Below are 13,204 nucleotides of genomic sequence, written 5' to 3'. Positions count from 1 at the left end.
CACAACGGGCTCCATGAGCTGCGACCTCCGACGGGGACGAGCGTGCTACGGCCGCGAGGGCGGCCGTAGCAGACTGCCGGGAGAGGTACCTCTGTGGACATTCCGAGTCTTCGGTAGTCCGAACGGAGGAGGGGGCATCACCCGTTCGCTGCCGAGCGAAATCTGTACCTGTATGGATGACGTGGCTCTTCCCGTGGCCCACGGTGCCCGGCAACCTGAGCGCCATGAAGCGCCTCTGCACCGCTCTCGCCGCCGTCGCCGCTCTCACCGGCTGCGGAGGGCTCACCGACTCCGACGCCAACTCCGCGCCCGTCCCCACCGTCGCCGACGGCGTACCTTCGCCGACGCCGTCGTCGGCTTCCGGGTTCGGCGACTCGGTGAAGGACGCGGGTGACATCCCCGACCCGTGCACCTTGCTCGATGACACGGAGGTCAAGGACCTCACCGGCCGCGGCATCGGCCAGATCGACCGGGACGGCGCCGAGCCCGGGGACGCCTCCCGGTTCTGTCAGTGGCAGCAGCCGGGCGGCCAGCTAGCGGTGTTCCTGGCGCGGACGACCGAGTCCGACTTCACCGTCAAGATCGCCGAGGCCGAACCGGTGGAGGGCGTCGGCGAGGACGCCTTCGCCCTGGCCGGCCACCTGTACGTGCTCTGCGGCACGGTCTCGATCGACGTCTACTCGCGGGGCGACAGCGACGAGGAGAACCTGGCGAAGGCGACGGAGATCGCCAAGGTGCTGATGCCGAGGATCTGACCGCGCCCCCTCAGTTCCGGAAGGCCCGGATGATGGTGATCAGGCGATGGCCGTAGCGCACCGCGTAGGTGGCGCAGAAGGCGATGGGGATCAGCGACAGCAGACGCACGCGCTCCTGGTAGACCTGGAATCCGATCAGCGCGAGCACCGCTCCGACGTTCAGCAGGACCAACAGCAGGGACGGCAGGATAAGTCGCATCTTCGCGGCTGGGGCGGTGCGCCACCAGCCGAACCTCTGCCGCCAGCGGAGGCGACCGGGTACGCGCGATGCCTGGGGAATGTCCTCCGGGTCCCGCGGCGGCAGGTCGACGCGAAGCTCACGGGGCACGCGGGCGTCGATGTCCGGCACCGCCTCGGCGCCGTTGCGATAGAGGGTGGGTTCGACGGCGACGACCATCCCGTCGTGGCCGAACAGGCGCCGGCCGCCGTCCGGCCAGGCCAGGACGGCCGCGCAGGAGTCGTAGCGGACCGTCGCGATGTCGTCGCCGGAGATGGCGCTGACGCCGTCCGGGCCGGCGATCACGCAGCGTTCCTGCTGGTGCAGGGCGCGATAGCGGGTGCCCTCGACCGCCTGGTCGGAGTTGGCCGGCGCCGCCGCGTAGCCCGCCCAGTCGGCGCTACTTCCGCCGGGCGTCATCAGCAGGCCCGCGTCGTACGCTTCGACGGCGATGGCGGCCACGTCGTCGCGGGAGACGGCGCGCATCTCCGCCATGATCTCCTCGGCCTCCCGGACCTGCCGGCCGGCGAGGAGGTTGAACACCTGACCCGGCAGCCGGGCGCCTTGCGCGTCGGCCTGTCGCGTGGACTCGCAGGCCTGGTGGGCGACCGAGGTCACCTCCTCCTCGTCGATCCGGCCGATCCGCAGGGCGGCCAGCAGATCGACGAAGCCGCCGAGCACCGCGCCCTGCTTCTCGGGCAGCGCGTCGGCGATCGCCGTGATCACGGCGGTGTCTCCGCCGCGTACGTCGTAGTCGGTGTGGGTCGAGTAGGACAGCCCGGCCTGCTGGCGCAGTTCGGAGAACATGCGTCGCTCGAGGACGGAGCTGAAGAGCGCGGCACCGGCGCTGTGTGGGAGCACGGTGTCCCAGGCCACCACGCCCGACGGACTGCTGAACCAGGCCGGCGTGACGGGCAGGGCGCAGGACGCCGCGGGTGCCGGACGCCGGACGCCGGCGGGTAGGTCGAGCCGCAGGCCCGCCGGGACCTCGTCGCCGGCGATCCAGAGAGCGGCGTTGTCGCGGGTGAAGTAGCGGGCCACCCACTCGCGGAGGTCCTCGGCCGTGAGCGCGGACAGGCCCCACTCGGGGTAGGACGACAGGCCGAAGTCGCGGGCGCCGTGGCGCCACACCAGCAGCGGCTCGGTCGCGCCGGTGCCGCGGCTGTTGCGCTCGGTCCGCAGGATCTCCTTCTCGGTGGCCAGGCGCTGCATGGGCAGTGCCTGCAACGCTGCGCACACGCCGGTGAGAAAGCCGGTGATCTCCTCGGCGCCTCCCTGCATGTGGAAGTAGGTGTGCTCGACCCCGGTGGCGCCGTTGTAGTGGTAGTCGGCCACCCCGAGGGAGTGCAACGCCAGGTGTTCCACCAGGTGCGTGATGCCCTTACGGGCCAGCGTCTCGTCGGCCTGTCCGACCCGGAACACCAGGCCGGCGTGCATCGGCCCGGTGGTCGGCGCGAGCAGCGTCGGCACGCCGTCGACGTCGAGCTGCTTGATCATCTCGCTCCTCGCGATCCGGTTGCCCAGTAGCGGCGCTCCGGGATCACGGTCTCCGGGTCGCCGAGGTAGGACCATGGCCACTTAGAGGCCAGGGGGCCCATCGCGGCGAACAGCGGTGCGGCCGCCCGCTGGTCGCCCATCTCGCTGAAGAGCATCGTGAAGGCGCTCATCACCGAGACCCAGCCGAACGTGCGCTGGAACTGGGAATTCCACACCGAGTGCCCGGCCGCCTCGTAGACCTCGTCGCGCACCTGGGAGGTCCTGAGATATTCGCGGTCCTCGCCGCTGTCGAGGTCCAACCACCGCTCGAGATGTGCCACGGCGACCAGCACGGCATTGTGCGAGCCGGGCGGTGAGGTGCGCATCGCCTCCCGGGCGAACTCGTGCACCTCCTGCCAGGAGCCGCCCCACTTGGGGCAGAGCTGCTGCAGCAAGTGCTCCTGACCCGGGAGATGGTGCGGGTCGGTCGCCGCGAGACGGTCGTAGCGGCGGCGTGCCTCGGCCTGACTGAGCTCGAGCCCGCGCGATGTCGGCATCCGGGCCGTCCACACCGCGGGATCCGCCGGATTGCGTGCCGCGCCGTCGACCAGGACCCGCTCGGCCTTGGCGAGCCAGTCGTGGAAGACGGCGAACTGATCGCGGGTCACGTATTTCGCCCGGGCGCCACTGCGGACGTTCCATCCGACGGTGGTCAGGTGGCTGCCGAGCATGGCGCTGGCGGTGCCGTCGTCGGGGTTGTCGCCCAGCACCGTACGCAGAAAGTCTTCCAGGTCCGGCTCGTCCGCACCGATGATGATCAATCGGGTACGGGCCACCGGCGTCGCCGCGTCGAGCATGGCTCGGCAGGCCGGCCAGTCCCGGGCGGCCAGCGCCGCCCGGATCCCCCTGACCTCGGGGTAGGCCGCCGCCGGATCGAGCACGACGTCGCTGAACGAAGACATGGCGGGCAGCATAGAAGATCTTGCAAGCCCGCAAAGCCCCGGTCGTGTCGCTGCGATCGAGCAATCAGTATGTAAGGGCCACTTCGGTCATAAGGGCGAGTGGCGTGCGGATTCGGTGGCCGTGCTCCGGCCCATCGGGGAGAAGCGGGACGCGCCGCTGTTTCTGGCCGCTCGCCGGGCGGCGGGGCTCACTCGATCGGGTGAGATCTCCGCCGGCGTCGGGAGCGGCGCCGGGGCGGCGGGACGCCGGGCGGGCCGCGGTGTAACCCGGACGGGTGGTGTTGTCCGCGGTCCCACACCCGCGGCGACCGCCATCGCCGGCGGGTGTGGGACCGGGGCCGGCGGCGCTGCAGGATGAGCGCCGCCGGGACCAAGGGGCTGGTGGAGATTCGCGTCGGCGCGCCGGCGCTTGAGCAGGAACTGGAGCAGGAGCAGGAGCGCGCCGGTCAGCACCGGGAGGATCGCCATGATCGTTGTTTGCACCACGGCGCCACGACCTTTCTCATGCGCGGATGGCCGGCCGGCCATTGGTTATCCAGCCAATGACGCTAGCATTACATGGCGCTTCAACCAATGTGTCGAGTCATCCTTCCCCCGGCCTATGCTTCACGAATGAGTTTCGGCGGCTATCTGAAGGAAGCGATCCACGCCGCCCGGTTTCCGACGCCTACCCACTTCGCTCGGACCGTGGGCATGGATCCCTCGGTCGTGCTGCGCTGGCTGAGCGAGGAGCAGCGGCCCACGATCCGGTCCATCGAGCGGATCGCGCCGGTGCTGGGCAAGAGCATCAACGATCTGGTGCTCGCGGCGTACCCGGATCGGCTCGCCGGCCCCGTGCCCAAGCCGGCGCCCGCACACCCCCTGGTGCACGAGTTGGCCCGGATGCTGGCCGACGATTCGCCGATCCCGGCGGCCGACCGCCGGGCGCTGGAGACCGTGCTCGATCGGATGATCGATCCATACCGGAAGGTGCTCCGGCGCCGGCGTTCCGCGTGACTGTAATTCGCGTCACGCCGGTTTACTCCGTAATCTCGGCTGCATGACTTCGCGGGCCGCAGCCGATCGCGGGTTATCCGTGAGCGGGCTTCACTTCCAGATGAGCAAGCTGCTCGTCGGTTGTCTCGTGGTGGCGATCGCCTCGACCGGGGCCCTGGTCATCACGTCCATCGTGGGCTTTCCCGAGCGGCCCGGGCCGCCGCCCGGCCTCGGGCTCCCGCCCGGCCCGCCGCCGAACGTGCGGGGCATCGCCGTACTCATCGTGGTCACGGGGATCTTCGTGCTCGCCTGGCTGGCGGTCCTGGTGGCCTTTGCCCGCGACCAGATCCTGCGCCGCCTCGGCGACCAACCCGCCGGCCCGGATCAGATCAAGGACCTGCTGACCGAGGTACGGGCCCAGCTCGCGACCGACCGTGATCGCGAGTGGCAGGTGGTCCTCGAGCGCCTCGCGGAGTTCGGCGAACAACGCGAGACCGACGGCTACCTCAACGCCATGCGCGCGGCCGCCGGCGACGAGCCGACCGAGGCGAACGTCCGCTCCCTGCGCCGCCCGCCCGGCCCGCGATAACCGCTCAGAAGTGGAACTGCCCGACGAGCTGGTTCAGCTCGGCCGCCATCCGAGTGAGGTCCTGGGCGGCGCGGGCGGTGTCGTTCGCGCCGACGTTGGTCTCCTGCACGGTGTCGGCCACCTGTGAGGCGTTGCGGGCGATGTCCGTGGCGCCCTCGGCGGCCTGGGCCACGTTCCGCGAGATCTCGCTGGTCGTGGAGGTCTGCTGCTCCACCGCCGAGGCGATCGTGGTCTGCGAGTCGTTGATCCGGCCGATGACCGAGGAGAAGCCCTCCAGCGCGGTGGCGGCGGCGGCCGTGTCGGACTGGATGGCCTGCACCCGCCCGGCGATGTCGTCGGTGGCGCGTGCCGTCTCCTGAGCCAGGTCCTTGACCTCGCTGGCGACGACGGCGAAGCCCTTTCCGGCATCGCCGGCGCGGGCGGCCTCGATGGTGGCGTTGAGAGCCAGCAGGTTGGTCTGCTCCGCGATGGACGTGATCAGCTTGATCACATTGCCGATCTCGGTGGACGAGGTGCCGAGCCGCTGCATCGTCGCCGCCGTGTTCTCGGCCATGGTGACCGCCTCGGCGGCGATCGCGGTCGCGCCGGCGGCATTCGTTGCGATCTCGCGGATCGAGGCGTCCATCTGTTCCGTACCCGCCGCGACCATCTGGACGTTCGCGGAGACCCGGTCGGCGGAGGCGGAGACGGTGCCGGTCTGCTCCGCCGATTCCGCCGCACCGGCGGACATCTGCGAGGCGGTCGCGGACAACTCCGCGGAGGCCGCGTTGAGCGCGGTCGCGCTGCCGGCGATCCGGTGCATCGTCGTGTCGAGGGTCTCCAGCGCCCGGTTCAGCGCCCGGGCCATGGTCCCGACCTCGTCGGCGCTGGCGACGTCCAGGCGCTGGTCCAGCCGCCCGTCCGCGAGCGCCCCGAGCACATCCGAGGCCCGGCGCAGCGGCACCACCACGAGCCGGCGCAGCACGAAGACCAGGCCGATGCTGATGAGAACCGCGATGCCCACGGCCACCCCGGTGAGGATGAGCGACGACCGGGAGGCGGCGGCGCTGTCGGCGAGGAACACCCGGCCGTCGCTCTCCTCCCCGGCGATGAGCTGGTCGAGTCGCTGCTGAGCCTCGTCGAGGATCGGCCCGCTGGTCTTTTCACGCGCCTCCCGATACTCGTCTCCCGAATTGCTGCCCAGCGCGATCGGCACCAACGTGGTGTCGCGGCTCTCCCGCCAGCGCTTGAGCGCGTCGACAAACCCGTCTCGGGCCTGCTCGCGGCCGGTCATGTCGCCGGCCGCGTACCCGGCGAACAGCGCGTCCAGGTCGGCGTCGGCCTTCTTCACCCGCTCCTGGACGGCGCGCACCCCGGCCTGGTCGGCCTGGACGAACATCTCCGTGACCAGCGCGTCGGAGTCGGCCAACAGGGTGTGTATCCGGCCGAGGTCGCGAATGGGCAGGGTGATGTCCGAGTAGAAGGTGTTGATCCGCTTCTCGGCGGCCTCCTGCCTGCTCACGGCGATGGCGCCGAGCGCCATCACGACCAGCGCGACCAGCAGGAAAGCGGCGGTCAGCTTCGTCGCCGTCGGCCAGTCCTGTACCCGCAGATAGCGCGGCTTGCGGCCTGCGGGGTGGTCGGTGGAGGTGTCGGTTGTCATGGAAGCCCCTGCGATAGGCGAATCACGACGGGCGGCCGGCCGTAGCTCAGCGTGACCGGAATGTGCCCAGATCCGAGTATGGCGAGGACCGGACCGCCGCGAGGGCCGAACCGCGATCACCGATCGTTTCACGCGTCGATAGATGCCGCCTGGTATTCCTGCGGCCGCCGGGCCGCCGGGCGGTTGAGGGGGAACGGCAGGGTGTCGCGGATGCTGCGCCCGGTCAACATCATGATGAGCCGGTCAACGCCCAGCCCGAGACCGCCGGTGGGTGGCATGGCGTACTCCAGCGCCTGCAGGAAGTCCTCGTCGAGCTGCATGGCTTCCGGGTCACCGTCGGCCGCGCGCAGCGACTGGGCGGTGAGCCGGCGCCGCTGTTCCACCGGATCGACCAGTTCGGTGTACGCCGTGCCCAGCTCCATGCCGAACGCGACCAGGTCCCAGCGTTCGGCGAGGCGCGGCTCGTCGCGGTGCGCCCGGGTCAACGGCGACACCTCGGTCGGGAAGTCGGTGTAGAACGTCGGCTCCTGGGTGTGCTTCTCCACCAGCTTCTCGTACATCTCCAGGACCATCTGGCCCGCGGTCCACCCGGGTTGCAGGGCCACGCCCGTCGCCATGGCGAGTCGGCGCAGGTCGGCGACGTCGGTGTCCGGGCAGACCGGTTCCCCGACGGCGGCCGAGACCGCGTCATGGACCGTCGCGACCGGCCACGGCGTGTCCAGATCGATCTCCACGCCGTCGCGGCGGGCCACCGGGGCGCCGTGCGCGGCCGTCGCCGCGGCGAGGATGAGGGTGCGAACGAGCGTACGCATGGAGGTGTAGTCGCCGTATGCCTCGTAGGCCTCCAGCATGCTGAACTCGGGATTGTGGGTCGCGTCCACACCCTCGTTGCGGAAGTCCCGGCCCAGTTCGAAGACCTTCTCCACGCCGCCGACGGCCAGCCTCTTGAGGTAGAGCTCCGGGGCGATGCGGAGGTACAGCGGCATGGCGTAGGCGTTGCTGTGGGTGACGAACGGGCGGGCGTTCGCGCCGCCGTGCACCGGCTGCAGGATCGGCGTCTCGACCTCGAGGAAATCCCGCCCGATCAGCACGGTTCGCAGCGCGTGGACGGCGGCCGACCGGATGCGCAGCATGTCGCGGGCGGCGGGACGCACGATGAGGTCGAGGTGGCGCCGTCGGCTCAGCATTTCCAGATCCGCGAGCCCGCGGCGCTTGTCGGGCAACGGATGCAGGCATTTCGCGGTGATCGTCCACGAGTCGGCCAGCACGGAGATCTCGCCGAGGCGGGAGGTGACCACCTCGCCGGTGACTCCGACGTGGTCGCCCAGGTCCACGCTGCCGCGCCACCGCGACAGCTCCCGCCGTCCCAACCGGTCGACGGTCAGCATGATCTGCAGGTCACCGCTCGGGTCGCGCAGCTCGGCGAAACACACGCCGCCGTGGTCGCGTTGCAGCACGAGCCGGCCGGCGACGGACACCCTCTGCCCGGTGGCGGTGTCGGGTGCCAGGCCCTCGTGTGCGGGCCGCACCGTGCCGCAGCCGTGGGTACGCGCGAAGCCGGGCGGGTACGGATCGACACCCTCCGCGCGCAGCGCCGACAGCTTCGCCAGCCGTACCCGGGTCTGTTCGCTCAGTCCGGATTCGCGGGCGGCCTCGGCGTCGGACACGGGCTCGGTTGCGGCGTCGCTGGAGACCCGGGGGAGCGGAATCCGGGGGCCCGTTGCCGCCTGGGTCGCCGCCGCGGTCCGGCCGCGCCGCAGCCGGGTCAGCAGGCTGGGCACCTCGATGAAGCCCTCCGCGACGGCCGAGGCGAAGCCGACCTTCGCCAGGTCGCTGACGTCCTCGAAACAGAGGAACCGCGGAATCCACTGAGGTTGGTACTTGATGTTGGATCGGTAGAGGGACTCCAGCTGGAACCAGCGGGAGAGGAACAGCAGCAGCCGCCGCCACGCCAACAGCACCGGTCCCGCCCCGATGCGCGCGCCCTCCTCGAAGGCGGCCCGGAACACGGCGAAGTTCAGCGACACCCGGGTGACACCGAGCCGCGGTGCCTCCTCCATCAGGGTGGCCACCATGAATTCCATGAGGCCGTTGTCCAGGGTCCGGTCGCGGCGCATGAGATCGAGCGACAAGCCGTCGCCGCCCCACGGCACGAAGGACAGCAGCGCCGCCTCGGCGCCGTTGCGGTCGAGCGCCTCCACCAGGACGCAGGCGCCGTCGGCGGGGTCGCCGAGCCGACCGAGGGCCATCGAGAAGCCCCGCTCGGTCTCGGTGTCACGCCAGCGGGACGCCAGCGAGACGATGCGGTCCATCTCGGCGGCGGGAATGTCACGGTGACGGCGGATGCGTACGGTGTAACCGGCCCGTTCGACCCGCGCCACGGCCTGGCGCACCTGGCGCATCTCCCGGCCCTCGAGGCTGAAGGCGGCGGGCCGCAGGATCGCCTCGTCGCCGAGTTCCAGCACCCGCATCCCCGCCCGGGCGTAGGCGGTCGCGCCCGCCTCTCCGGCACCCATGATGGCCGGTGTCCAGGCGTACTCCCGGGCCTCCTGGAGCCAGGCGGCGATGGCCGGACCCCACGCGTGCCGGTCACCGATCGGGTCGCCGCTGGCGAGACTGACGCCGCCGACCACCCGGTACGTCACCGCGGCCCGACCCGATGGCGCGAAGATGACTTCCTTGTCGCGTCGGGTGGCGAAGTAGCCGAGCGAGTCGTCCTGGCCGTACGTGTCGAGCAGTTCTCGGACCCGGCTTTCCTCCTCGACGTCAAGCGACGCGGCGGCCCGCTGGGAACGCAGCAGCACCGCGAAGGCGGTGAGCAGGGTCAGCGCGCCGAAGAAGCCGAGGACGAGGTTGATCCAGCCGGGAGCCATTCCGGCCCGGTGGACGTTCAGGTCCAACGCGCCGCCGGTGACCTGGCGAACGGCGTACGAAAGCTCATAGAGACCGTTGCGACGCAGCGACCCGGGGAAGGCCGCCACGAGTCCCCAGCCGATCAGCGAGAAGACGGTGATCATCGCGCCCACCGTGATGAGGGCCTTCGGCAGGCTGGCGCGCTGCACCCGGGCGTAGAACTGCTGGTGTGCGCGGGCGAGCACGGCGAGCATGACCAGGGTCACCGCCAGGTTCCCGGCGAGGAACCACCAATGCCGGTCGGGAATGTGGGTCCAGGCCGGCGGAGGGCGTTCGAGCCGCACGAACAGCAGCGTCGCGTCGGTGACCAGTTGCAGCCCCAAATAGCTGATGAGCAGCCAGTACGCTACGCGTTTGCGGTTGTTGACGCCCACCGCGAGCATGGTCAGGAAGACGGCGTAGCCCAGGTTCGCCGGTGCGGGCATGAGCAGGGCGTCGACCAGTCGGCGCAGCGGGAGCAGCCGGGCACCGAAGGCGGCACTGACCGCGGCCAGCGCGCACAACACCGCCACCGCGAAGAGAACCCTGGCGGCCACCTTCGGCACCGACGCACGCCAGTCCCGACGCGGGGACCCAGGCGATTCGGTCACCCCTTTCGCGGGTGCCGTCACCTTTTCTGCCGTCGCATTCACCAGTATCTCCGCCCCCATCAGTCCGACGGGACGCGACGATACGAGACGTCCGCCACCCCGCGATCATCTCGTCACGCATTCGGCGGCCGGCCATGGTGGTAACCGGTTGTGCGTGTCGCGATAGCGTCGCGGCACCTGACGGCGTCCACACACCCGGTCCGCGATGCTGTCCGGCGGCAATCGATGGAAAGGCGAGACCATGGTGTTCAGATGCGTAGGGAGTCGGCCGTCGGGCGCGGCCGTGGTGAGAGCCGGTGGGTCGGCGTCTTCATGAGCCTGACGGGGATTCCCCTGCTTGTCGTGGCGGGGTTCGTGGCGGTCGTGTCCGCCGCGATGACGATCCTGCTCTGGTCCCGGTTCGGCCGCTGGCGCTTCGTCGTCCGCACCCTCGGGGTCCTGGTGACCGAGGTCCTGGTGGTGCTGTGCGTGGGGTTGGTGGCGAACCGCTCGGAACAGTTCTACCCATCCTGGTCGGCTCTGGCCGGCGACACCGGCACCGAGACCGCGACTGCTCCGACGCTGGTCGGTGAACTGGACGGCACTCTCGCGGGACGGTCGACAACGACGTGGGAGCCACCGGACCTGAAGAGCTGGCGCCTCGCGGCGACGCCGACGGTGACGGTGCCGTCCGAATATTCCCCGGCATATCCCGCGGCTGACTCGAGGCCTTATCCGGTCCTCGTCGTCCTCGGCGCGTCCGGTGTCGTCGCGGACCCGGTGCCCGGCGTGGTGATGGTGACGCTGATACCCACGCGGGCGACAAACGCCCAGGCGCTGCGCACTCTGCTGCCCAGTCTGCGTCGAGCCTTTCGCGTGACCTCGGACCGCTGGGCCCTGGTGGCCGGCGCGGGGGAGGTCACCCTGGCCGGGCGACTCGTCCGGGCCCTGCCGACGCAATTCAGCGCCATGGCCCTGGTGCAGAACGCCCCGAAGCCGTTCACCGCGGCACTGGGTCACACACCCGCCGGAACCGCCGTGGCGGTGGTGGGCCCGGTCAAGCCGTCGGGAAGCTCCCCGAAGTTGCCATCGACGGTGACCGTGCTAACCACCGCCGCGCCGAAGGCGTGGCGCACCGCGATCACCTGGACCACCGCGCACCTGAGCCCGCCGCTGGCGCCGCCGCTGGTGCTGCCGACAGGAAAGACCGAATGAACCTCGCAGGAACTCCGCTGCTGATCACCGGTCTCACGGCCGTGGTGCTGACCGCCCTCCTGATCGCGGTGACCTGGGAGCGCGGTGGGCGGTTGCGGGTGGTGCTGCGGACGGTGGGCGTCATAGCCGCGCTGCTCAGCGTCACCGTCACCGTGCTGGTGCAGCTGAATCGGATGACCGAGGCGTACGTCGACCCCGAAGCGGATTCCGTCGCCTCCGGGACGGAGTCCGACGAATCCGAGCCCGACGCCGCCGAGCCTGAGCTCTCCGAGCCCGATTCGGCGTCCACGACCTCGACCGCGTCGGCGCGTAGCACGATCCGCGCGTTCAAAGTCAAGGGAAAGGCCAGCGGACTCACCCTGAGCATGTACGTCTACCTGCCCGCCGCCTACGGCACCGGCAACCAGCGGTTCCCGGTGGTGCAGGCGGCGCACGGCTATCCGGGATCCCCGCGTACGTGGCTGAAGAAGCTCGAGGTCCAATCGGTCCTGGACGCCGAGATCGCCGCCGGCCGGATGGCGCCCACGGTCGTGTTGTTCCCCTTCCAGACGCCGCGGCAGCTGCTCGACACCGAATGCACGAACATGCGGGGCGGACCGCAGACCGAGACGTTCCTGACCGTCGACGTGCCGGCCTTCGCCAAGGCGCACCTGCGGGTCCGCACCGACCGTGCCGGCTGGGGTCTGATCGGCTATTCGGCCGGCGGTTACTGCGCGACCAGCCTGGCACTGCGGAACCCCACCAAGTACGCGGCCGCCGCCAGCATGTCCGGCCTGGCGGGACCGGGAATCGTCGTCGGCGACGGTAAGGAACACACCGAGCACAACGTAGCGTGGCGGCTGCAACACATGCCCCGGCCCGCTATGGCACTCTGGATCGGGTGGGCGAAGGACGAGGAGAAGATCCGCCGCGATTCCCTGCTCATCGCCCGCGCCGCCCGGCCACCGATCTCGCTCACGACGGCCGAGGTGGAACGCGGCGGTCACAACCACGCGGTCTGGCGTCAGATGGAAGCCCCCGCGTTCAACTGGCTCTCCGCTCAGCTGGGTCGGCCACTGCCCTGACCACGGCGGCGATGCTGCTGCTCACGCTCGTGGGCGGATGCGAGCCGGGCGGGACCGCGCCGGTGCGGCCGACGGTGGTCACGCTCGGCGACTCGGTGCCGGCCGGCACCGGATGCGCCTGTTCGGCGTTCCCGGAGCTGTACGCCCGCCACGAGAACGCTCTCTCCCTCAACCTGGCGGAGACCGGACTCACCTCGGCCCAGGTCCGCGCGCAACTCGGCGATCCGACCGTGCGCGACGCCCTGCGGCGGGCCGACGAGGTGTTGCTCATGGTGGGCGCCAATGACGTAGCCGACGATTTCACCGACTCGACCGCTGTGGCCGCCGCGGCGGCCGACGTCCACGCCAATGTGCGCGAGACGATCGACGGCATCCAGGAAATTCACCAGACCACCGTGGTCGTGCTCGGTTACTGGAACGTCGTCCGCGACGGCAAGGCGGGGTTGGACGAATACGGCGAAAGCGGGGTCGAGGCGTCCGTCGAGACGACCCGCGCCATCAACGACGCGCTCGAAGCGGCAGCCTCCGAAAGCGGCGCCGCCTATGTCTCGACCGATCCCGCGTTCCACGGGCCCGACGGGGGAAAGGACGCGACCTCGCTGCTGATCGACGACGGCGACCATCCGGACTCCGCCGGCCACACGGCGATCGCCCGCCTCATCCCGCCGGTCGGCAAGCCGTTCACGGCATTTCCCGGCTGACGTTCCCGCGCGTTTCCACGCCTTGTCGTCCGGGCGTACCCATGGTCATAAAGTTCAATTACGTCAATACTTCACGTATTTCGCATTCGGGCGCATCACGCTACCGTCCATCGTGTTCATGCTTAC

General features: G+C 70.3%; 11 protein-coding genes. 7 read left to right on the top strand and 4 right to left on the bottom strand.

Translation table 11 applies throughout. The features are described from left to right. The first annotated feature begins 176 nt into the window (after nt 1-176). Nucleotides 177-755, top strand: coding sequence for a DUF3558 family protein (locus AB0M36_RS09680; protein ID WP_364154898.1), 579 nt, complete (start codon nt 177-179; stop codon nt 753-755). Nucleotides 756-765: 10 nt separating this feature from the next. On the opposite strand, the gene AB0M36_RS09675 is transcribed toward AB0M36_RS09680, so the two are convergent. Together AB0M36_RS09675 and AB0M36_RS09670 are read right to left on the bottom strand one after the other, a co-directional pair. Continuing rightward, nucleotides 766-2,469, bottom strand: a complete 1,704-nt coding sequence (locus tag AB0M36_RS09675; protein WP_364154897.1) for an insulinase family protein — start codon at nt 2,467-2,469, stop codon at nt 766-768. Then, complete coding sequence (locus AB0M36_RS09670) at nt 2,466-3,410, bottom strand: hypothetical protein (protein ID WP_364154896.1); 945 nt, start codon at nt 3,408-3,410, stop codon at nt 2,466-2,468. The genes AB0M36_RS09675 and AB0M36_RS09670 overlap by 4 nt, the downstream gene beginning before the upstream one ends. A gap of 381 nt (nt 3,411-3,791) precedes the next feature. Between AB0M36_RS09670 and AB0M36_RS09665 the strand changes: the two genes are divergently transcribed. The 3 genes from AB0M36_RS09665 to AB0M36_RS09655 all read left to right on the top strand — a co-directional run bounded on the left by AB0M36_RS09665 (nt 3,792) and on the right by AB0M36_RS09655 (nt 4,974). Next, complete coding sequence (locus AB0M36_RS09665; protein ID WP_364154894.1) at nt 3,792-3,956, top strand: hypothetical protein; 165 nt, start codon at nt 3,792-3,794, stop codon at nt 3,954-3,956. Between the two features lie 66 nt (nt 3,957-4,022). After that, the gene (locus AB0M36_RS09660) at nt 4,023-4,406 is read left to right on the top strand and encodes a helix-turn-helix transcriptional regulator (RefSeq protein WP_364154893.1); all 384 of its coding nucleotides are present in this window, start codon (nt 4,023-4,025) and stop codon (nt 4,404-4,406) included. A gap of 79 nt (nt 4,407-4,485) precedes the next feature. Then, complete coding sequence (locus AB0M36_RS09655) at nt 4,486-4,974, top strand: hypothetical protein (RefSeq protein WP_364154891.1); 489 nt, start codon at nt 4,486-4,488, stop codon at nt 4,972-4,974. 4 nt (nt 4,975-4,978) lie between these two features. Here the strand turns inward: AB0M36_RS09655 and AB0M36_RS09650 are convergent, their stop codons facing one another. Together AB0M36_RS09650 and lysX are read right to left on the bottom strand one after the other, a co-directional pair. Next, nucleotides 4,979-6,616 (bottom strand): methyl-accepting chemotaxis protein, encoded by a 1,638-nt coding sequence (locus tag AB0M36_RS09650; RefSeq protein WP_364154890.1) that lies wholly within the window; start codon nt 6,614-6,616, stop codon nt 4,979-4,981. A 128-nt stretch (nt 6,617-6,744) separates the two neighbouring features. Beyond that, entirely contained in the window at nt 6,745-10,119 is a 3,375-nt protein-coding gene (gene lysX / locus AB0M36_RS09645; RefSeq protein ID WP_364155414.1) for a bifunctional lysylphosphatidylglycerol synthetase/lysine--tRNA ligase LysX, read from the bottom strand. 252 nt (nt 10,120-10,371) lie between these two features. Between lysX and AB0M36_RS09640 the strand changes: the two genes are divergently transcribed. Genes AB0M36_RS09640 through AB0M36_RS09630 form a run of 3 tightly spaced genes read left to right on the top strand, consistent with a single transcriptional unit; the run spans nt 10,372 to nt 13,078 of the window. Further along, entirely contained in the window at nt 10,372-11,313 is a 942-nt protein-coding gene (locus AB0M36_RS09640; RefSeq protein WP_364154888.1) for a hypothetical protein, read from the top strand. Beyond that, complete coding sequence (locus tag AB0M36_RS09635) at nt 11,310-12,377, top strand: alpha/beta hydrolase-fold protein (protein ID WP_364154887.1); 1,068 nt, start codon at nt 11,310-11,312, stop codon at nt 12,375-12,377. The genes AB0M36_RS09640 and AB0M36_RS09635 overlap by 4 nt, the downstream gene beginning before the upstream one ends. Before the next feature lie 11 nt (nt 12,378-12,388). Further along, on the top strand, nt 12,389-13,078 hold the full coding sequence (locus AB0M36_RS09630; RefSeq protein WP_364154885.1) for an SGNH/GDSL hydrolase family protein: 690 nt from the start codon (nt 12,389-12,391) through the stop codon (nt 13,076-13,078). The last annotated feature ends 126 nt before the right edge of the window (nt 13,079-13,204 follow it).

Source organism: Actinoplanes sp. NPDC051346, from assembly GCF_040682215.1.
GTDB lineage: Bacteria > Actinomycetota > Actinomycetes > Mycobacteriales > Micromonosporaceae > Actinoplanes.
The sequence above is the reverse complement of the archived record's forward strand: the minus strand, read 5'-3'. Positions and strand labels throughout refer to the sequence as shown.